Origin of the sequence: Pseudomonas sp. WS 5010 (assembly GCF_012985565.1) — a bacterium.
Taxonomy (GTDB): domain Bacteria; phylum Pseudomonadota; class Gammaproteobacteria; order Pseudomonadales; family Pseudomonadaceae; genus Aquipseudomonas.
Window position 1 is genome coordinate 577100 of record NZ_JAAQWQ010000005.1, and the last position, 19493, is coordinate 596592.

Consider the following 19493-nt stretch of genomic DNA (forward strand, 5'->3'; position numbering starts at 1 on the left):
GTATGAACATGAATATGCCTGTAAACAATACCGCTGCGGTCAAGACCCAGGAGTCGGCCAAGACCGCGATCTCGGCCCTGTGGCGCCCGGCGCTGATCCAGGCGTTCGTCAAGCTGGACCCGCGCCAGCTGAAGCGTTCGCCGGTGATGCTGGTGGTCGAGCTGACCGCGATCCTCACCACCGTGTTGTGCCTGGTGCCGGACAGCAGCGTGCCGACCTTTGTCGCGGTGCAGATCGCCCTGTGGCTGTGGTTCACCGTGCTGTTCGCCAACTTCGCCGAAGCCTTGGCCGAAGGCCGTGGCAAGGCCCGCGCCGATAGCCTCAAGGCTGGCAGCGAAGGCCTGAGTGCGCGGCGCCAGGAGGCCGATGGCAGCTTCACGGTAGTGCCTGCCACCAGCCTGCGCAAAGGCGATGTGGTGCGGGTTGCGGCCGGGGAAATGATCCCTGGCGACGGCGAAGTCATTGAAGGCATCGCGGCGGTCAACGAGGCGGCGATCACTGGTGAGTCCGCGCCGGTCATCCGCGAGTCCGGCGGCGACCGCTCGGCCGTCACCGGCAATACCCGGCTGGTCTCGGACTGGCTGCTGATTCGCATCACCGCCAACCCCGGTGAGTCGACGCTGGACCGCATGATCGCCCTGGTCGAAGGTGCCAAGCGCCAGAAAACCCCCAACGAAGTGGCGCTGGATATCCTGCTGATCGGCCTGACCCTGATCTTCCTTTTGGTCGTGGTGACCTTGCAGCCCTTCGCCCATTTCGCCAATGGCAGCCTGCCGCTGGTGTTTTTGGTGGCACTGCTGGTGACGTTGATTCCCACCACCATCGGCGGCCTGTTATCGGCCATCGGCATCGCCGGCATGGATCGCCTGGTGCGCCTCAATGTGATCGCCAAGTCCGGGCGCGCCGTGGAGGCGGCGGGGGACGTGCATGTGCTGCTGCTGGACAAGACCGGCACCATCACCTTCGGTAACCGTCGCTGTGCAGGCATTTATGCCGCGCCTGGCGTCAACGGCAAGGAACTGGCCGAAGGCGCGCTGCTGGCCTCGCTGGCCGACGATACGGCGGAAGGCAAATCCATCGTCGAATACCTGCGCGCCCTGCATCCGTACAACGAGCCCTCCGTGCAAGAGCTGACAGGCGTGCCGTTCAGCGCCGAAACGCGCTTGTCTGGTGTGGACTATCAGGGCCGGGTCTACCGTAAAGGTGCGGTCGATTCGCTGCTGGCGTTTATCGGCCTGCAACGCCAAGACCTGTTGCCCGCGCTGTCCCGGGAAATCGACAAGATCGCCCAGAGCGGCGGCACCCCGTTGCTGGTGTGTGCCGACGGTAAATTGCTTGGCGCAATCCACCTCAAGGACGTGGTCAAGCCGGGTATCCGTGAGCGCTTTGCCGAGCTGCGCAAGCTGGGGATCCGCACGGTGATGGTGACCGGCGACAACCCATTGACCGCCGCCGCGATTGCCGCTGAAGCCGGCGTGGATGATGTGCTGGCAGAAGCCACGCCGGAGAAAAAACTGGCGCGCATCCGCCATGAGCAGAACGACGGGCGCCTGGTGGCCATGTGTGGCGACGGTGCCAACGACGCCCCGGCCCTGGCCCAGGCGGACGTGGGCATGGCCATGAATGACGGGACCCAGGCGGCCCGCGAGGCGGCGAACATGGTCGACCTCGACAGCGACCCGACCAAGCTGCTGGACGTGGTGCAGATCGGCAAGGAATTGCTGGTGACCCGGGGCGCGCTGACCACCTTTTCCATTGCCAACGACGTGGCCAAGTACTTCGCGATCCTGCCGGCGCTGTTTGCCTCGATCTACCCGCAACTGGGGGTGCTTAACGTGATGCACCTGAACAGCCCGCAGAGCGCGATCCTTTCGGCGATTGTGTTCAACGCGCTGATCATCGTGGTGCTGATCCCGCTGGCCCTGCGCGGTGTGCGGGTGCAGGCGGCGAGTGCGGCGGCGCTGCTGCGACGCAACCTGTTGATCTATGGCGTGGGCGGGCTTGTGGTGCCGTTCGCCGGGATCAAGGCGATCGACATGCTTTTGACCGCGCTGCACCTGGTCTGACCCAACCCTGTAGGAGCCGGCTTGCCGGCGATCCGCTTGACGCGGTGTAACTGACACACCGCTGTCGCCGGCAAGCCGGCTCCTACAGGTCCCGAATCAATTGAGGAAGATGAAATGTCCAGCATGATCCGTCCGGCCTTGAGCCTGTTGGTATTGATGACCCTGATCACGGGCGTGGCCTATCCGTTGGTAGTGACCGGTGTCGCCCAGGTGGCCTTTCCCGACCAGGCCAATGGCAGCCTGGTGCGTGACGACCAAGGCAAGGTGCGCGGTTCCAGCCTGATTGCCCAGGAATTTACCGGCGAGCGCTGGTTCCACTCGCGGCCTTCGGCGGGTGCGTTTGCCACCGTGTCCAGCAGCGCCAGCAACCTCGGCCCGAGCAACCCGGCGCTGGCGACGCGGGTGTTTGACGACGCCGCGAAAATCCCGGGCCCCGGCCAGGGCCCGGTGCCCCTGGCGCTATTGACTACCTCCGGCAGCGGTCTTGATCCACACTTGCCACCGCAGGCGATTGCCTATCAACTGGCGCGGGTAGCGGCGGCACGCCAGTTGCCGGTGTCGACCCTGGAGCGCTTGATGGACGAGCATATCGAACAGCCGCTGGTGGGGCCGCCGGTGGTGAATGTACTGGCGCTGAATATGGCGCTGGAAAAGTTGTAGACCGTTGCGCCGCCATCGAGGGCTTGCCCTGGTGCCGATCAGTTAAGCGAACGCAATGCTCAAAGCAGTGAAGATCAAATGTGGGAGCGGGCTTGTCGGATCGCCGCATCGCCGCGAAGACGCCGGCCCATGACCCACTGCTTTCGCGAGCAAGCCCGCTCCCACAGGGGGTCTGCGCTTAACTGACTGGCATTAGGGCAAGCCCGCGATGGCGCCAACCTGTTCCCAACATCCCTAACTGAAAGAAGACTGCCCCATGAGTGACTCCGGCCGCGCCGACGCCCTTCTAGCCGACCTACCCAAGCACGGCCGTGGCCGGCTCAAAGTGTTCCTCGGTGCCGCACCGGGCGTGGGCAAGACCTACGCGATGCTCCAGGCCGCCCACACCCAACTGCGCCAGGGCGTCAAACTGGTGGCCGGCGTCGTGGAAACCCACGGCCGCGCCGAGACCGAGGCCTTGCTCAGTGGCTTGCCCCAGCAGCCGCTGCTGCGCTCGGAATACCGTGGGGTGATGCTCGAAGAGATGGACCTCGACGGCTTGCTCGCCACCAAGCCCAAGCTGGTGCTGGTGGACGAGCTGGCCCACAGCAACGCCCCCGGCAGCCGCCACGAAAAGCGCTGGCAAGACATCCAGGAGCTGCTCTCTGCCGGGATCAACGTGTTCACCACGGTCAACGTCCAGCACCTGGAAAGCCTCAATGATCAGGTACGTGGCATCACCGGCGTGCAGGTGCGTGAAACCCTGCCGGACTGGGTATTGCAGGAAGCCGATGAATTATTGCTGATCGACCTGCCATCCCGCGAGCTGCTGGAGCGCCTGCGTGACGGCAAGGTCTACGTGCCGGAGCAGGCGCGCGCGGCCATCGATGCGTTCTTTACCCAGACCAACCTCATGGCCCTGCGCGAGCTGGCAATGCAGACCGCCGCCGCGCACGTCGATGACGATCTGGCCCAGGGCTACCGGCAACTGGGCCAGGCCGCGCCCACCGTGCGCGGGCGCTTGCTGGTGGGGGTGGATGGCGATGCCGAGGCCGAACGCCTGGTGCGCCACGCCAGCCGTGTGGCCCAGCGCCGGCATTTGCCCTGGAGCCTGGTGCATGTGGACAACGGCCGGGTACGTGACGAACAGTCGCGGCTGCGCCTGCAAAACGCCCAGCAACTGGCCGAGCGCCTGGGCGGCGAAGTGGTGTTGCTGCGGGCCGGCGAAGTGGCCAAGACCCTGATCCAGCACGCGGCCGAACGCCGTGCCAGCCTGGTGCTGGTGGGGCAGTCACGCCCACGCTGGCGCCGCCGGCTGTTCGGCGGTGGCTTGGCGGCGCGCCTGTTGCGCAATGCCCGGGGCCTGGAGATCAACGTCCTCGATAGCGATGAAACGCCGGTGCCGCCGCGCTTGCCCGATGTACGTGGTCTGGTGTGGTTCGACTACGCCCTGGCGCTGCTGGCAACCGTGCTGGCCAGTGCATTGGCATGGGGCGTGTCGAGTGTCCTGCCGCTGCCCAATATCTCCCTGGTGTTCCTCGCGGCGGTGCTGCTGGTGGCGGTGCGCAGCAGCCTGGGGCCGGCATTGGCGTGTGCGGCGTTGTCGTTCATGACCTATGACTTTTTGTTTATCCCGCCGAATTTCTCCTTCGCCATCCAGCGTGAAGAGGATGTGCTGACCTTGCTGTTCTTTCTGCTGATGGCGGCGCTGACCGGCAACCTGGCTGCGCGCCAGCGTCTGCAGTTGCAGGCCCTGCGCGACACCCAGGAAGAAACCAGTGAACTGCTCGATCTGTCGCGCAAACTCACCGCCGCCACCGATCGCCAGGCGGTGGTCAGCGCTGCGGCCCATCATCTGCAGGGCTGGAGCGATTTGCAGCTGTGCCTGGTCAATCGCGACGGGCCCAGTGACTGGAAGGTCGAGACCGGTGGGCCGATCACCTTTACCGAGGCTGAACGTGCCGCCGCCGACTGGGCCTGGCAGCACGATCAGCCAGCGGGCATGGGCACCGGCACCTTGCCGTTTGGGCGTTGGTGGTGGTGGCCGTTGTCTGCTGAAAACGGTCCACTGGGCCTGCTCGGCGTCAGCCCCAAGGCCGGCCTGGAACTCAGTGGCCAACGTCGGCGCCTGCTCACGGCCTTGAGCCAACCGTTGGCCCAGGCACTGGCCCGCGCGCAACTGGCCCAGAACCTGGAGGCCGCCCGTTTGCACGGCGAGACCGAACAACTGCGCAGCGCCTTGCTGGCCTCGGTGTCCCATGACTTGCGCACGCCGCTGACCTCCATGCGCGGCAGCATCGACAGCCTGCTGGCGCTGGGCGAAGCGATTCCCCTGGAAGATCGGCGTGAGTTGCTGGAAGGCACCCGCGATGAAGCCGAGCGCCTGGACCGCTACATCCAGAACCTGCTGGACATGACCCGCCTGGGCCATGGCGCCTTGAAGCTGGCGCGGGACTGGGTGTCGCCCGGCGATATCGTTGGCAGTTCCCTCGCCCGTTTGCGCGCGGTGCTGGCGCCGTTGCAGGTGAGCACCGATGTGCCGCCCGAGTTGCCGCTGCTTTATGTACATGCCGCGTTGATCGAGCAGGCACTGGTGAATGTGCTGGAAAACGCCGCACGCTTTTCACCGCCCCATGGCCGCTTGCAACTGCGCGCCGGCGTGGCGGAGCAGGCGCTGTTTTTCTCGGTCAGTGACGAAGGGCCGGGGATTCCCGAAGACGAACGGGCGAAGATTTTCGATATGTTCTACACCGCCGCACGGGGCGACCGGGGTGGGCAGGGCACCGGACTCGGCCTGGCAATCTGCCAGGGCATGGTTGGCGCCCACGGCGGGCATATCAGCGTGGCCGAGGGCATCGAGGGGCGGGGCACTTGCATCACCTTGTTCCTGCCGTTGCAGACGCAGCCGAGCCTGGAGAGTGAAGCGTGATACCCGCTGCGCTACTCTTATCTTTTTTCAGCGATTGTGATGGAACACCATGAGCCAGACTGCGACGATTTTGGTCATTGACGACGAGCCGCAGATCCGCAAGTTCTTGCGCATCAGCCTGGCCTCCCAGGGCTACAAAGTGATTGAGGCCGGGACCGGCGCCGAAGGGCTGGCCCAGGCGGCCTTGAGCAAGCCGGACCTTGTGGTGCTGGACCTGGGCCTGCCGGACATGGACGGCCAACAGGTGCTGTGCGAGCTGCGAGAATGGTCGAGCGCCCCGGTGCTGGTGTTGTCGGTGCGTGCCAGCGAAGGGCAGAAGGTCCAGGCCCTGGATGGGGGCGCCAACGACTATGTGACCAAGCCATTTGGCATCCAGGAGTTCCTCGCCCGGGTGCGTGCGCTGCTGCGCCAGGCGCCCACCGGCGAAGCGCAGCAAGCCGCTCTGCAGTTTGGCCCGCTGACGGTCGACCTGGCGTATCGGCGGGTGTTGCTGGACGGTGTCGATGTGGCCCTGACCCGCAAGGAATACGCGGTCCTGGCGCAACTGGCGCGTCATCCGGGCCGGGTGATCACCCAGCAGCAACTACTCAAGGATATCTGGGGCCCGACCCATACCGAAGACAGCCATTACCTGCGGATTGTGGTGGGGCACTTGCGCCAAAAGCTGGCGGATGACCCGACCCAGCCGCGTTTTATCGTGACCGAGGCGGGGGTGGGGTATCGGTTGTTGGGGGGGGAGGGCTGAAAGATTGTGGTTGCTGGGCCGGCCTCATCGCGGGCAAGCCCGCTCCCACATTTAGGTGTGCGAATACATGCAAAAGGTGGGGTATTGGTTGTTGGGGGCTGCTGAGGGATTGTGGTTGCTGGGCCGGCCCTATCGCGGGCAAGCCCGCTCCCACATTTAGCTGTGTGAATACATGCAAAAGGTGGGGTATCGGTTGTTGGGGGCTGCTGAGGGATTGTGGTTGCTGGGCCGGCCTCATCGCGGGCAAGCCCGCTCCCACATTTAGCTGTGTGAATACATGCAAAAGGTGGGGTATTGGTTGTTGGGGGCTGCTGAGGGATTGTGGTTGCTGGGCCGGCCTCATCGCGGGCAAGCCGCTCCCACATTTAGGTGTGTGAATACCTTCAAAAGGTGGGAGCGGGCTTGCCCGCGATGAGGCCATAAAACCCGCCGCAGAGCTCAACTCTGCTCACTCTCATACCGATCCAGCGTATCACTGGCAATCTCCCGCCCCAACGCGATCAGTTCCGGCGCCTTGTAGAACTCAAAGAACCGGCACACGCGCTTGGGCACGTTGATCAGCACATCCGGCGGGTAGCCGGCAATTTTGTACTGGGCCAGCGACGTCTGCATCACCTCGAAACTCTGGTTGATCAAGTCCAGCAGCGATGCCGGCCCCACGTTGTCGATGATGAACGAACCGGTGGCCGACTTGGGGGCGCCGGGCGTTTCCGGGGCCGCAGCCGGTTGCTGGGATTCGGGCTCGGCGCCTTCGAGCCAAGGGTTGATATCGGCGGCTTGCGCCTGCAGCGCTTCTTGTTCCAGCAACAATAATTGCTCGGCCTGCTTGCGCCGAAACGGCAGGTGCGAGCCCAGTGAACGCACCAGGTTATCGAAGCGGCTCTTGAACGCCGGCGGGCGCTGGATCACCGGCAGGGTGTAGTGTTTCTGGTTGGTGGCGTTGAGGTTGACCGCAATGATCAGGTCGCAATGGCTCGACACCACCGGCACGATAGGCAGCGGGTTGAGCAGGCCGCCGTCCACCAGCATGCGGTTGCCTTGCATCACCGGGGTAAACAGGCTGGGGATCGCTGCCGAGGCACGCATGGCCTGGTGCAGGCAGCCTTCCTGGAACCAGATTTCCTGCTGGTTGGTCAGGTCGGTGGCCACCGCGGTGTAGGGAATGCGCAGGTCTTCGATATTGATCTCGCCGACGATCTTGCGGATCTGCCCGAAGACCTTCTCGCCGCGTATCGCCCCCAGGCGAAAGCTCACATCCACCAGGCGCAGCACATCCAGGTAATCCAGGCTTTCGATCCAGTTCCGGTAGTCCTGCAGCTTGCCCGCCGCATAGATCCCGCCTACCACCGCGCCCATGGAACAGCCGGCGATACAGGCGATTTCATAGCCTCGTTTTTCGATCTCTTCGATCACCCCGATATGGGCATAACCCCTTGCTCCGCCGGAGCCCAGGACCAATGCAACGCGTTTTTTCATGACCGGATCCTTCGCAAAACAGCTGTCCACAATGCACCTAACCAGGGGGCTGCTTCAATCCTAGTTGACCGGAGCGATAAATTTCGTAAACCGACCTATTTGCTCGGGTATGCTTTGGCTATCAGTACTGGGCATTTCAGGCTGTGTGACAAGGCACTTTTCGATGTAGGCAGCGTCTACATCCCACGACTGTTTTCTTTTCTTGAGGTGTCATTGATGAAAGCCTGGATGTGTTTGCCTGTGATTGTGTTGGCCCTGGCCGGTTGTGCCGGCAAAACGGCCTATCGCGATAGCTGTGGCAGCCAGTTGGATGCTGCGTGGCATGAACTGGACCTGGCCAAGGCCGAAGGGTTTGCCGGCACGGTCAGCTATTCCAAGGCCCTGTCGTTGCTGACCGGCGCCAAGACCCAGCAGCAATTCGAAGCGTTTGAAGGCTGTGCCAGCAAAGCCGAAAAAGCCCGTTTCTATATCCGTGAGTCGCGCGCCGGGCGTTGATCCGAGTCAGCGCAACCTGCGGGGGGAATGGTTAAGGTGGTTCCAGACACCTGTTTTGCGCAGGTGCATGGACGTTGTTTAACAGGGGAAGCGGCATGTCGGCGTTGGTGGATCAGTTAGTCGCCCAGGTCATTGGCCTGGAAGTCGGATTGTTGAGTTGCCAGGCGCGTCTGGCGGCGGTTACCGATGACGAAGCGTTGCACGACCTGCGCACCACCGTGCGCCGTTTGCGCAGCCTGTTGCGGCCCTTGCGCGGGCTGCCCGGCGTCGAGCAACTGGAGACGGCCGCCAGCGCAGTCGGCCAATTGACCACGCCGCTGCGCGATCGCGAGGTGTTGGCGGCGTATCTGCAGCAGCACGGTTATCACCAAGCAGCCGCCCGGCGCTTGCGCCTGCAGTCGCAGACCTATCAACAGGTGGCGAAAAGCCCGGAGTTGGCGCGACTGCTGCTGATCCTCGAAGCCTTTCCACGATTTATCCGCGCATCCCAGCAGCAAAAACTGCTCAAGGGCCTGCGCACGCGCATCGAAAAGCGCCTGGCCAAGCAATGGCAGGCACTGGAAGTGGCACTGCACGATCCCGATCCCGATCACGACCGCCATCGCCTGCGCTTGTTGATCAAGCGCGTGCGCTACGCGGCCGAGGCCTACCCGCAATTGGGCCAGGTGCCGGCCAAGGCCATGTCCCGCCTCAAGTCTGCCCAGGGCGCGCTGGGGGATTGGCATGACTGCTGGCAATGGCTGGCGCAAGCCGCGCAGCAGGCCGATCTACAGCCCTGTGTCGCGGTCTGGCAGCGCACCATGGCTCAGGCCGAGGGCAAGGCGGACCGGGTCCTCGACAAGCTGGCGGCGGACTGTTTCTGAGTCTGCGGCTTATCTGTCTGGGTATTTGGCCGGAATAAGTGCTGTACCGGGCTGGCGCGCTGGTTAAGATCGCTCATCGGTTTTCTTGATGTGAGGTCGCCATGCGCTTTAGTGATTTGCTCGACGCTGCCCGTAACAACCCGTTGGACGTGTCTATTCCGGCCGAGTGGGCCCAGGGTCGCGCCACGTTTGGCGGGCTGGTTGCCGCCTTGCAATACGAAGCGTTGCGCGCCCAGGTGCCGGCTGATCGCCCATTGCGTTCGTTGGCCGTGACCTTTGTCGGGCCAGTGGCGCCAGATCTATCGGCGAGCTATCAAGTGGAAGTGTTGCGCGAAGGCAAGGCGGTCAGCCAGTTGCTGGGGCGGGTGGTGCAGGGCGGTGAAGTGATGACCCTGGCCCAGGCCAGCTTCGGCGCATCGCGGCCTTCAGAGATCGACGTGCCGGCCTTGCCCGCGCCGGCCTTCAAGCATTGGGACGAGTGCCAGGAACTGCCCTATATCAAAGGCGTGACGCCTGAATTCATGCGCCACCTGGCGATGCGCTGGAGTGTCGGTGGCTTGCCGTTCACCGGCAACAAATCCCGGGAAATGGGCGGCTGGGTGCGCTTGCGGGGGGATGTGAAAGAAGAGCCTCTGACCGAAGCCCATATCCTCGCCCTGGTGGATGCCTGGCCGCCGGCGCTCTTGCCGCACCTGAAGAAGCCGGCACCCGGCAGCACCCTGACCTGGACCATCGAATTCATCCAGCCCCTGGCGCAGTTGACGACGCTGGACTGGTGCCAGTACCACGTCCAGATCGAGCATGCCCGCGACGGTTACGGCCATGCTGCGGCGATGTTGTGGGGGCCTGACGGCCAATTGATCGCCATCAGCCGCCAGACCGTGGTGGTCTTCGCCTGAGCCATCCTCAGTGGCGGTGGCGCTGACGCCAGGCCTGCCACCAGCCACCGCTGAGGACAAAGCGCGGGAAGGTCACGAACTGCTCGACCACCAGGCGCTGCACTGCATCTTTACGATCACTGAACGGCTCGCTGGCCTGGGCTTCCAGGCTATGGCCGTGGCGTTGCAGCGCCAGGCCGGCCATTACGCCGACCACACCGATGGCGAAACTGGCCAGGCTCAGGCTGAACACGCCGGACACAATCAGCAGGAACCCGACGATGAAAAACGGCACGGCAATCAGGTGCAATACCAGGTTGGTCGGGTGCTGATGGTTTTGCGGGTAGGCGCGCCATTGCCAGGCCGGGAGATTGGGGTGACGTTTGCCCATGATGATAAATCCTCTGTCCATTGATACTTGATGAACAGAGTTTAGGTCGGGCGGGCAGGGGCGGCGAATTGGGGTTGGCTATGGGGGTTATAGCGTTTTGATGGAGCAAGCCAGCGGCGTGCGCTGGCTGATCGGTGGGCAAACGTTACAGTTTGAGCTGGCCGATAGCCTTGCTCAACTCGCCGGCCAGGGTCGCCAGTTCGTTGCTGGTGGTGGCCGAATCCACAGTCTGTTGCACGGTGTTTTCCGTGACATCGCGAATGCTCACCACCGCGCGGTTCATCTCTTCGGCCACATGGCTCTGCTGCTCGGCGGCAACGGCAATTTGCGTGTTGCTCTCGCGCATCTGCGCCACGGCGCTGGTGATTTCGGCGAGTGAAGCGCCGGCTTCCTGGGCCTGCTGCACGCAGTCGTCGGCCTTGAACGAGCTTTCCTGCATAAAGTCCACCGCATCCCGGGTACCGGCCTGCAGGGCCGAGACCATGCGGGTGATCTCATCGGTGGAGCTTTGCACGCGCTTGGCCAGGTTGCGTACTTCATCGGCCACCACCGCAAAGCCGCGGCCCATTTCCCCGGCGCGCGCGGCTTCGATGGCGGCGTTGAGGGCCAGCAGGTTGGTTTGTTCGGCGATGCTGTGGATCACGCCGACCACGCCATTGATTTTCTGGCTGTCCTCGGCCAGCTTCTGGATCATCTCGGCGGTTTGCTGCACTCCGGTGGACAACCCGGCAATCGAGCGCTGGACCCGGCTCACCACTTCCTGGCCGCTGCCGGCCAGGGTGTCGGCGGTCTGGGACAAGTCGCGGGTGGCACCGGCGTGTTGGGCGATGTGATACACGGTGGCGGTCATTTCATTGATCGCGGTGGCCGCCTGGTCGGTCTCGCTTTGCTGGCCGAGCATGCCGTGCTGGACCTCATTCATGCTGCTGGCCAGGCGCGCGGCGCCATCGTCCAACAGCTTGGCGGTGCGTGCCACGGTGCTGACCACCCGCTGGTACCCGGCCTGCATGGCGTTGAAGGCACTGGCCATCTGCCCGACTTCGTCCTTGCACGCCAGGGGCACGCGGGCCGAGAGGTCGCCGGTTTTCTCGACGTGCAGCATTACGTCTTTCAAGGTGTTGAGTTGGGCCAGCAAAAAGCGGATCAGTAACTGCGAGGCGCAGAGCATGGCGAGCATCAGGATCAGCACCGCCACCGCGTAGTTGGTGAAACGTTCGGTAAACACCTGGCTCAGGCTCGGTGCATAGGCCAATACGGCGACTTGCTGGCCATCGGCGCGGGAGACGACTTCGGCGCCCATCAACGGGTTCTCGCCGAACAGCGGCATGTGATTGAACTCGACCCAGCCGCTGGCTTCGCTGAGGGCGGACAAGTCCTGGTCCGCCAACTCGGGAACCTGGCCCCGGGCAAATGTCAGCCAGTGCTCGCCTGTGGGCAGCGCTTGCCCGGCCGGCCAGGCACCGAGCAAGCGGCCCTGGGCTTGTGCCGAGGCTTGGGAGGCATGGCTGCGGGCCTGTTGTTCAAGCTGCACGGCATACAGCACCAGCAGCAGTGTGGTGATGAACGCGACCGCATTCACGGCCCAGAATTTGTACTTCAGCGAGATATTGCTAAGCCAGGCACCCATGGAAGGTTTTCTCTGATAGCGGAAACAGTATTGGCAAGGTGCCATTATTGTGCCGCTATCCGGGAAATGGGTGTTGATATGGGTCAATGCACCGCGTCAATCCAACGCAGGCAGGCCGAAAAAAGCGCGGGCGCAGGCGGTGCTGTGTTGGGCCAGGTCTTCCAGGCTTTCTTCGCGGTGCAGGGCGACTTCGCGCAAGACTTCCGGCAGATAGGCCGGCTCATTGCGCCCGTTCTTCGGTTTGGGGCGCAGGGTGCGTGGCAGCAGGTAGGGCGCGTCGCTTTCCAGCATCAGGCGGCCCCGAGGGATTTCCCTTACAAGCGGGTGCAAGTGCATCCCACGGCGTTCGTCACAGATCCAGCCGGTGATACCGATATGCAGGTCCAGATCGAGGTAGCTGAACAGCGCGCGTTGCTCGCCGGTGAAGCAGTGCACCACGGCGGCGGGCAGTTGATCACGGTAGTCGCGCAGGATCTCCAGCAGGCGCTGGTTGGCGTCCCGTTCATGGAGAAACACCGGCAACTGCAATTCGACGGCCAATGCCAGGTGGGCTTCGAGGACTTTTTCCTGCTGGGGGCGGGGTGAGAAGTCACGGTTGAAGTCCAGCCCGCATTCACCCACCGCGCGTACCCGGTCCTGGCTGAGCAGATCACGCAGTTGCCGGGCGCTGTCGGCGTTCCAGTCGCTGGCACTGTGGGGGTGAATGCCCGCAGTGGAGAACAGTCGCCGGGCGCTTTCATCCCAACGCTGGCACAGTTCCAGGGCCTGCTCGCTGCCTTGCACACTGGTGCCGGTGACGACCAATTGGCCCACGCCAGCGGCATAGGCGCGGTCGAGCACGGCCTGGTGCTTGTCGTCGAAACTGGGGTTGGTCAGGTTGACGCCAATATCAATGAGTTGCATGGTGCTATCTCCGCCTGCGGCCGGAAAGTCTATCAGAGCTGTAGATTTATAAGAAAAACCAAGAACTACAACGAGTTATCGCTGTCTTTGAACGTCGCAAGTAACACCGTGGTTGGCCGATGGCCTGCTGCTGTGACACCCTTGCGTGCAAAGTCTGCGCCTCTGGCGCTCTGTTTCTGTCCCCCAATGCGGCGTTTTTCGCGGTGCATGGGGCCTTGTTCTTTCCGGAGAGCGGATGATCCGACCCTCGGCAATGCTCATGGTGTGCCTGACCCTGCTGCTGCCCACGGCGGCGGTTGCGCGTCTGGACGGGCCGCTGGAAGTGACCAAGCCGAGCAAAGTCCGGGACCTGGCAGAAATCCGCAGCAGCCGCACCTTGCGGGTGCTGGTCAACCAGAGCCGTAACAGTTCCGGTGAGGTCCAGGGCCAGTCCATTGGCGTTGAGTACCACCGCCTGCGCGCCTTCGAACACTACCTCAATGGCCGTGCCCGCGATGGCCAGGAAATCAACCTCAAAATCATCCCCAAGGCCAAGGATCAGTTGCTGGGCGCGTTGGCCCGTGGTGAAGGTGACCTGGTGGCGCCCGGTGAACTGCTGGATGCGACCGCGGCCCACAAGATCAGCAGCAGTGACCCGATTGCCAGCGATGTGCCGCTGTGGCTGGTGGGCCTCAAGGGCGAGCGACGGTTTACCCGCTTGGAGCAGTTGTCGGGGCGCACCCTGGCCCTGACGACGGGGAGTGCAGCGGGGGAGGCGGTCAACCAGATCAACCAGAAACTGGCGCTGCGCAAACTGCCGCCGGTCAAGGTGGAATGGGTGGACCCCAGCCTGGCGGTGGAAGATGTATTGGAGATGGTCCAGGCGGGGATCTTCCACCTGACCATTGTCGAGCGGCCGATTGCCGAGCGTTGGTCGAAGATCCTGCCCAAGTTGCGTTTTGACAAGCAAGTAGCGATCAGCGAGCCGGGGGAGGAGTACTGGTTCGTACGTCAGGATGCCTCGATGCTGCGGGCGAGCATCGATCGCTTCCTGAAAACCTACAAGACTCCGTCAGACCAGGATGTGGCCTTCCAGCGTATTTATCGCCGCCTCTATCAGGTGCGTTACCCCTTGGCGCGGGCGGATCGACAGCGCCTGGAAAAACTGCGCCCGATCCTGCAAAAGCATGCACGTGAGCAAGGCATGGACTGGCTGAACCTGGCGGCCCTGGCTTTCAAGGAATCGTCCCTCAATCCCGGCGCGAAAAGCGGCAGCGGGCCAACCGGCCTGATGCAGATCACTCCGTCGGCCGCCCAGCGGGTAGGGGTCAACAATATTCAGACCCTGGACAGCAATGTCCAGGCGGGTGCGCGCTACCTGGCGCTGATTCGGCGCAAGTTCTTCGCCAGCCCCAAGCTCAATGAGCGCGAGCGCATGGCGTTCGTCCTGGCGGCCTACAACATGGGTCCGGAACGGGTGCAGGGCATGCGCGCCGAGGCGCGACGCCGGGGCTTGAACCCCAATCAGTGGTTCTTCCAGGTCGAGCGCATCGCCATGGAGCAGGTCGGAATGGGCGGCGTCAGCTATGTTAATAGCGTGAACAAGTACTACTTGGCCTTTGATCGGGAACGGGACTCCCTGGAGCCGGTGGGGGCCAAGATCGTCTCACGCAAATAATCTAATTTATCGATATTGATTAGCGCTTTTTTCGGCTTTTATCATTATTTAAACTGATTAATATAGCGGCCAACCAACCCCTACTTCGAAAAGGATTATCACTATGAGCCCAATGATCAAAAACCTTCTGTCCACCCGCGCAGGCTACGGCCTGACAGTCCTGCGGATTTTCGTCGGTATCATTTTTGCCGCCCACGGTTCGCAAAAACTTTTCGGCTGGTTCGGCGGCGGCGGCCTGGCAGGCACGGCGCAGTGGATGGAGAGCATCGGCCTGGCCCCGGGTACCCTGATGGCACTGTTGTCGGGCGGTACTGAGTTCTTTGCCGGGCTGGCGCTGATCATTGGCTTGCTGGCACGTCCAGCGGCGCTGGGCTTGACCATTGTCTCGCTGGTGGCGATCTTCTCGGTGCATATCAGCAACGGTTTGTTCATGGCCAACAACGGCTATGAGTTCGCCCTGGCACTGCTAGGTGGCACAGTGGCGGTGCTGTTCGAAGGTGCTGGCAAACTGTCTGCTGACCGCGCCATCGCCAATTGATCGCGCTGCACACGTGTTAAAGGCCCGCCCCGTGCGGGCCTTTTTCGTTGTACGGGATTCTTGACACCGCCCCACCGGCTTCTCTAGGATGCTGCATGCGCCGATTTAAACAGCTAATTGCGGGGCGCCACAGGGACTCGCTGCAGTCCCGATAGAAGCCTGCTCCAGGTTTCGAAATACCGCTAAAGCGCTGGTTCGGTGTTGCCTCTCACCTGCCCGCAGACTTTTGAGGCAGAGACACGACACGATGAATGCACTACGACCTCTTGTACGCCTGGCCCCGATCACTGCGGGCCTGACTCAGCGCAACCCGAAAATCCTCCTTGGCGGCAAGCACCAGCCGACGCTATTGCGTTACCTGGATGGCTGGCCCCGCCGCACTGGCCGTCCTTCGGCGTTCCTGATCCAGTTTGTCGAGGACGGCGAGTCCCTGGCGCGCTTTGCCACCAACAGCTTTGACCTAGCGGTGATCCAGGCGCCGAACGCCGAGGATGCCAGCGAGTTCATCCGCCACCTGACCCGCGTGGCGCGCCAGGGTTTGATTACCCGGCGTTAAGCCGCGACGCTCAGTAGAACGCTGCGGCAGGCGGGTGTTGGCGACGGCGACGCGAGACGAAGATCCCAAAGCCCAACAGGCTTACGATCAGCGCAACGGTGATGCTGGTGAGCAGCACCACGCCGAGCTCCAACTGGCGGACGCTCTTGTAGGCCGTATCTTCCAAGGTGTGAAGCTCCATGCGTAATCGCAGGCGTTCTTTGTTCAGCGCCTGCAACAGCGCGCTCGAAGGGACAGCCTGCCCCCCCAGCATTGATGGCGGCGTGTTCAGTAATTGCCATTCCTTTTCTGCCTGGTCCAGGCGTTGTTCCAGCAGGGCCGCCTTTTTTCGGTAGGTTTGTGCGGCCTCGTTGCGCAGCCGTTCCAGCAACCCTGGTGGTCGCTGGTCACTCGCACGTGGGCTGATCGCGCGCAGCGTGTCGGGTGCTGCGAGGTTGTCCAGGGTATTCAAGACAAACCTGGCATTGCCTGGACGCGGCGCTTTTTGCCCGTTGGCATTGCGTGGGGCCAGCCAGACGCGATCGCTGAGCAGGTCAATGTCGGCAACCACAACTACTTGGATATTCGTGGCCTTTTGCAGCGTAGCTTTCTGGCCGTTGATACCGTCCGCAAACGCGGAATAGGCGGGCCCTTCGATGCGGGCGGCGATTACATTCCTCCGACCACGATTGGCCGCCTCGCCGAGCATGGCGTCGAAAGCGTCCTTTTGAGTGAAACGTGCCCCATCGAACGTGCTGGCTTGCTCGGAACTTTGCAGCAGCGGGGTGAAGGTGGTGCGGCTTTTTTTCAGTGGCATGAGCGTGCCGGGATTTAACAGCGTCACACTGTCGACGCCCCAGCTACTGATATCGTGCTGCGCCATCGCCTCTCTGGGCAGGGTAATTGCCCCGGGGTGGCGTACAGGCGGCTGGCCGCTGGTCATGACTACCGGGGTTGCATAGAGGCTGTCCGCCAATACCATATTCGCCGGCATCTGCACGCCCCAAGCCGCGAGCAGGCTTTGCTGGATGGCGGTGTGGGCGGTCGAGTCCAGATCGTTCAGCGGGTCGATAAACATCATCAACCTGCCCCCTGCCAGGACAAATTGGTCAATGGCAAAAAGTGTTTGTTGCGCGAGTCGAGCGGGTTGGACGACCATCAAGGTCTTGATGTGTTCGGGGATGCGCGGGATGTCGTTGCCCAGGCTCATCAGGTTGAAATGGCTGCGCAACTCCTTGAGCAACTGCCACGGCGGCGCGGTGGCCTGATTGAGCTCGTCCCGGCTGCCATCTATGGGTAATCCGGAGATCAGCCCGATAGTCGGTTGCTCCTGGCGGGCGACGTTGTGGATCAGGCGGCTGATCTCATATTCCAGGAAGTCCGCTTGGCTGGGGTCGAACCTTTCGATTTTCTGCGGCTCCTGGTTTGCACGGATGCCGATCAGGCCAAACAGTCCTTGTTTACTGTCCAGTCCCAATACCTGCGCCTTATATTCATCTTCGGAAAAGGGCCGGGGGTCGATCAGGTGCAGATTGATGTTGCCGTTTGCCGCGCTCTCATAAGCCTTGAGCAGCATTGCGATGTGTTCGCCATGATTGTTCAAAACTTCACTTTTACGGGGGTGGCTGGCGTTGAAAAAGTACAGGTCCATGGGCATTTCAAGTGTCGCGAGCAGGGCATCGGTGGAGGGAGACAGGGTATGGATTTGGTGCCCGGAAAGGTCCAGGCGATAGTTGGGCAGTTTCAGGACCCAGACCAGATTGAAGGCGAGAAAAAGCAGGGCGATGACGACCAACGTCACGCCAAAGTTTATAAGGTTCCTCATGGGATATCCGTTCTCAGCCTTTTCTGAAATTTAAAGTGAGGGTGGTTGCAGTGAGGAAAGCGATGATCATGCTGACGAAGTACGAGGTGTCCTGCAGCGTCAACAGGCCGCTGTCGATGGCGCTGAAACGTAGCCGTGGATTGAGTGAGATCAAACTGTCAATAATCCAGATCGGTGTCTGATGGGCCAGCATATCCAGCACGGATGATAAAGTGCTGGTTATCAATAGCAACGTAAGGGTGAGGCTGAAGATAATCAGTCGGTTACAGGCCAGTACGCAGATCAGACCGGAGAACGAAAGATAGGCCCCAGCCAGCAGCCAACTCCCGATACATTGCGCGAGGATCGTTGAGTTGTCCGCCGGGGCCAGATAGTTGATGGCAATAATCAGCGGAAAGTTTAACAGCAGGGTCAGGGCACACAGGACCCATGCGGCGAAAAATTTGCCCAATGTCAGTTCTAATGCGGAAACTGGCAGGGTGTTGGTAAAGACCAGTGCAGTATCTTTATGCTCATCCAGCCAAAGTAATGTGGAAATAAATGGAATGAAAATTAGATAGAGCCAGGGATGGAACTGAAAAAAAGCATGTAAATTAGTCGGGGCTTTATCTAAGAAGTGTCCTACATAAAAACCCAGCGCAGCATTGGTCAGCAGGAAGAGTGCGATGCCGAAGTAAGTGGCTGGGCTCGACAAGTAACTGCTGAGTTGGCGCTTGAATATCACGGGTAGACGTTTCAATTGGGTGCCTCCTGGCTCATATGGTGGATGACATCGCTTAGGCGTCCCGGCTCAATGCTCAAGGCGTTGATCTTCCAACGACGATTGGCGACCAGGGCATTGACGTGGGGATAAATGATTTGCCCCGGCATCGCGAGTACCGTCACGCTGCCGTCGGCATGCCGGTCTTCTTCAATACCGGCCACCCCAGGAAGTACGGCCAGCGCCAGCAGGTCCAGGGGAGCATCGGCGGCCAGGGTGATTGCCTGGTAATGACGCGAGCTGCGCAGCAGTTGCGTGACCGGGGCATCAGCCAGTAGGCGGCCTTCGGCCAGGACCAGCGCCCGCTGGCAGATTGAGGAAAACTCCTCGGGGTTACGCGAGGCGATCATCACGGTCATGTCTTCGGTCAGTGACTGAATGAGCATCCCGACCTTATGTTTTTGCAGGGCGTCCAGGCCTTCGGTGGGTTCATCGAGCAGCAGCAGCTTGGGGTCATGCACAATGGCCTGGGCCAGTGCCACTTTGCGTCGGTGCCCCGCAGGCAAGGCGGCGACGGGTGAGTTGAGTACCCGCCATAGCTCCAGGCGGGTGATGGCGCGATCCACCATCTTGCGTTTTTCCAGGCCCCGGAACCCACGAACTTCAGCCATGAAACCCAGAAAGCTCTTAACCTTCATGCTGCCATGGCTGAGTGCGGATTCAGGCTGGTAACCTATTATCTTTCTGGTCTTTATAGGGTGTGTGGATATAGCCAGGTCGTGTATTTTTATATTTCCGGAAGTTGCCGGAATGCCACCTGAAAGTAGTTTTAGTAGGGTGCTTTTGCCGGCGCCATCATGTCCGAACAATCCTATGCATTCCCGGGGCTGAGCGCTGAATGTCAAGTTGTCGAGGATCGTAGTGCGTCCGGCTTTCTTTGTTAGATTTGTTATTTCGATCATTATTCTTTTCTGCTTGGTTGTTTGCCAGGACGCGCCAGGTTGGACACGGCCTCAATTAACCTGTGTCTTCAGGCTGCGAGTTGCCAAAGGTTTAAGATGAAAAGTATTGATCTGCGGCATTGTTAAAAAATGGTACGTTCAATGGGGGCGCTTGGAAACGCTAGGACGCGCGAATAAGGTAAGTCCTACATGTGCCCCAATCACTCGCTGAAACAATTGCATTGCTCTTGGTGTGGTGTTGATTTTTGATTTTATAGATGGCGT

General features: G+C 61.6%; 17 protein-coding genes. 10 read left to right on the top strand and 7 right to left on the bottom strand.

Going from position 1 to position 19493, the window contains the following annotated elements; genetic code table 11:
* Positions 1–8: 8 nt before the first annotated feature.
* The 4 genes from kdpB (at position 9) to HBO11_RS19585 (ending at position 6379) form a co-directional block, all read left to right on the top strand.
* On the top strand, positions 9–2066 hold the full coding sequence (gene kdpB / locus HBO11_RS19570) for a potassium-transporting ATPase subunit KdpB (RefSeq protein ID WP_169952707.1): 2058 nt from the start codon (positions 9–11) through the stop codon (positions 2064–2066).
* A gap of 114 nt (positions 2067–2180) precedes the next feature.
* A complete protein-coding gene (kdpC, locus tag HBO11_RS19575) occupies positions 2181–2726 on the top strand; it encodes a potassium-transporting ATPase subunit KdpC (RefSeq protein ID WP_169952705.1) in 546 nt (181 codons plus the stop codon).
* 256 nt (positions 2727–2982) lie between these two features.
* Entirely contained in the window at positions 2983–5634 is a 2652-nt protein-coding gene (locus HBO11_RS19580) for a sensor histidine kinase KdpD (protein WP_169952703.1), read from the top strand.
* 49 nt (positions 5635–5683) lie between these two features.
* On the top strand, positions 5684–6379 hold the full coding sequence (locus HBO11_RS19585; protein WP_169952701.1) for a response regulator: 696 nt from the start codon (positions 5684–5686) through the stop codon (positions 6377–6379).
* 438 nt (positions 6380–6817) lie between these two features.
* On the opposite strand, the gene HBO11_RS19590 is transcribed toward HBO11_RS19585, so the two are convergent.
* Positions 6818–7855, bottom strand: a complete 1038-nt coding sequence (locus HBO11_RS19590) for a patatin-like phospholipase family protein (protein WP_169952699.1) — start codon at positions 7853–7855, stop codon at positions 6818–6820.
* Between the two features lie 216 nt (positions 7856–8071).
* On the opposite strand from HBO11_RS19590, the gene HBO11_RS19595 reads away from it, so the two are divergent.
* From HBO11_RS19595 to HBO11_RS19605, 3 genes are all read left to right on the top strand, one after another.
* Complete coding sequence (locus HBO11_RS19595) at positions 8072–8350, top strand: hypothetical protein (RefSeq protein WP_029300795.1); 279 nt, start codon at positions 8072–8074, stop codon at positions 8348–8350.
* 95 nt (positions 8351–8445) lie between these two features.
* Positions 8446–9213: a CHAD domain-containing protein gene (locus HBO11_RS19600; RefSeq protein WP_169952697.1), complete on the top strand. Its 768-nt coding sequence runs from the start codon at positions 8446–8448 to the stop codon at positions 9211–9213.
* Positions 9214–9314: 101 nt separating this feature from the next.
* On the top strand, positions 9315–10112 hold the full coding sequence (locus tag HBO11_RS19605) for a thioesterase family protein (RefSeq protein ID WP_169952696.1): 798 nt from the start codon (positions 9315–9317) through the stop codon (positions 10110–10112).
* 7 nt (positions 10113–10119) lie between these two features.
* Here HBO11_RS19605 and HBO11_RS19610 read toward each other — a convergent pair whose 3' ends face one another.
* The 3 genes from HBO11_RS19610 to HBO11_RS19620 all read right to left on the bottom strand — a co-directional run bounded on the left by HBO11_RS19610 (position 10120) and on the right by HBO11_RS19620 (position 13012).
* Complete coding sequence (locus tag HBO11_RS19610; RefSeq protein WP_169952694.1) at positions 10120–10482, bottom strand: Mpo1-like protein; 363 nt, start codon at positions 10480–10482, stop codon at positions 10120–10122.
* A 145-nt stretch (positions 10483–10627) separates the two neighbouring features.
* Positions 10628–12109: a methyl-accepting chemotaxis protein gene (locus tag HBO11_RS19615; protein WP_169952692.1), complete on the bottom strand. Its 1482-nt coding sequence runs from the start codon at positions 12107–12109 to the stop codon at positions 10628–10630.
* Between the two features lie 96 nt (positions 12110–12205).
* Positions 12206–13012 (bottom strand): TatD family hydrolase, encoded by an 807-nt coding sequence (locus tag HBO11_RS19620; protein WP_169952689.1) that lies wholly within the window; start codon positions 13010–13012, stop codon positions 12206–12208.
* Positions 13013–13247: 235 nt separating this feature from the next.
* Here HBO11_RS19620 and HBO11_RS19625 point away from each other — a divergent pair, with 235 nt between their 5' ends.
* From HBO11_RS19625 to HBO11_RS19635, 3 genes are all read left to right on the top strand, one after another.
* The gene (locus tag HBO11_RS19625) at positions 13248–14669 is read left to right on the top strand and encodes a transglycosylase SLT domain-containing protein (RefSeq protein ID WP_169952687.1); all 1422 of its coding nucleotides are present in this window, start codon (positions 13248–13250) and stop codon (positions 14667–14669) included.
* Positions 14670–14772: 103 nt separating this feature from the next.
* Positions 14773–15207: a DoxX family protein gene (locus HBO11_RS19630; RefSeq protein WP_057439195.1), complete on the top strand. Its 435-nt coding sequence runs from the start codon at positions 14773–14775 to the stop codon at positions 15205–15207.
* A gap of 247 nt (positions 15208–15454) precedes the next feature.
* On the top strand, positions 15455–15763 hold the full coding sequence (locus HBO11_RS19635; protein ID WP_169952685.1) for a class I SAM-dependent methyltransferase: 309 nt from the start codon (positions 15455–15457) through the stop codon (positions 15761–15763).
* A 10-nt stretch (positions 15764–15773) separates the two neighbouring features.
* On the opposite strand, the gene HBO11_RS19640 is transcribed toward HBO11_RS19635, so the two are convergent.
* The 3 genes from HBO11_RS19640 to HBO11_RS19650 are packed head-to-tail and all read right to left on the bottom strand — an operon-like array spanning position 15774 to position 19229.
* Positions 15774–17543 carry a Gldg family protein gene (locus HBO11_RS19640; RefSeq protein ID WP_346266878.1) on the bottom strand — a complete coding sequence of 590 codons (1770 nt, stop codon included), beginning with the start codon at positions 17541–17543 and terminating at the stop codon, positions 15774–15776.
* Positions 17544–17580: 37 nt separating this feature from the next.
* Entirely contained in the window at positions 17581–18306 is a 726-nt protein-coding gene (locus tag HBO11_RS19645; RefSeq protein ID WP_169952681.1) for an ABC transporter permease, read from the bottom strand.
* Positions 18303–19229, bottom strand: a complete 927-nt coding sequence (locus HBO11_RS19650) for an ABC transporter ATP-binding protein (protein WP_169952679.1) — start codon at positions 19227–19229, stop codon at positions 18303–18305. Before HBO11_RS19650 ends, HBO11_RS19645 begins: the two co-directional genes overlap by 4 nt.
* Positions 19230–19493: the final 264 nt, after the last annotated feature.

Coding starts and splice junctions, on each gene's coding strand:
- HBO11_RS19595 (WP_029300795.1), top strand. CDS start 8,072: ATGAAAGCCTGGATGTGTTTGCCTGTGATTGTGTTGGCCCTGGCCGGT.
- HBO11_RS19580 (WP_169952703.1), top strand. CDS start 2,983: ATGAGTGACTCCGGCCGCGCCGACGCCCTTCTAGCCGACCTACCCAAG.
- HBO11_RS19650 (WP_169952679.1), bottom strand. CDS start 19,229: ATGATCGAAATAACAAATCTAACAAAGAAAGCCGGACGCACTACGATC.
- HBO11_RS19635 (WP_169952685.1), top strand. CDS start 15,455: ATGAATGCACTACGACCTCTTGTACGCCTGGCCCCGATCACTGCGGGC.
- kdpB (WP_169952707.1), top strand. CDS start 9: ATGAATATGCCTGTAAACAATACCGCTGCGGTCAAGACCCAGGAGTCG.
- HBO11_RS19610 (WP_169952694.1), bottom strand. CDS start 10,482: ATGGGCAAACGTCACCCCAATCTCCCGGCCTGGCAATGGCGCGCCTAC.
- kdpC (WP_169952705.1), top strand. CDS start 2,181: ATGTCCAGCATGATCCGTCCGGCCTTGAGCCTGTTGGTATTGATGACC.
- HBO11_RS19600 (WP_169952697.1), top strand. CDS start 8,446: ATGTCGGCGTTGGTGGATCAGTTAGTCGCCCAGGTCATTGGCCTGGAA.
- HBO11_RS19630 (WP_057439195.1), top strand. CDS start 14,773: ATGAGCCCAATGATCAAAAACCTTCTGTCCACCCGCGCAGGCTACGGC.
- HBO11_RS19620 (WP_169952689.1), bottom strand. CDS start 13,012: ATGCAACTCATTGATATTGGCGTCAACCTGACCAACCCCAGTTTCGAC.
- HBO11_RS19605 (WP_169952696.1), top strand. CDS start 9,315: ATGCGCTTTAGTGATTTGCTCGACGCTGCCCGTAACAACCCGTTGGAC.
- HBO11_RS19615 (WP_169952692.1), bottom strand. CDS start 12,109: ATGGGTGCCTGGCTTAGCAATATCTCGCTGAAGTACAAATTCTGGGCC.
- HBO11_RS19590 (WP_169952699.1), bottom strand. CDS start 7,855: ATGAAAAAACGCGTTGCATTGGTCCTGGGCTCCGGCGGAGCAAGGGGT.
- HBO11_RS19625 (WP_169952687.1), top strand. CDS start 13,248: ATGATCCGACCCTCGGCAATGCTCATGGTGTGCCTGACCCTGCTGCTG.
- HBO11_RS19585 (WP_169952701.1), top strand. CDS start 5,684: ATGAGCCAGACTGCGACGATTTTGGTCATTGACGACGAGCCGCAGATC.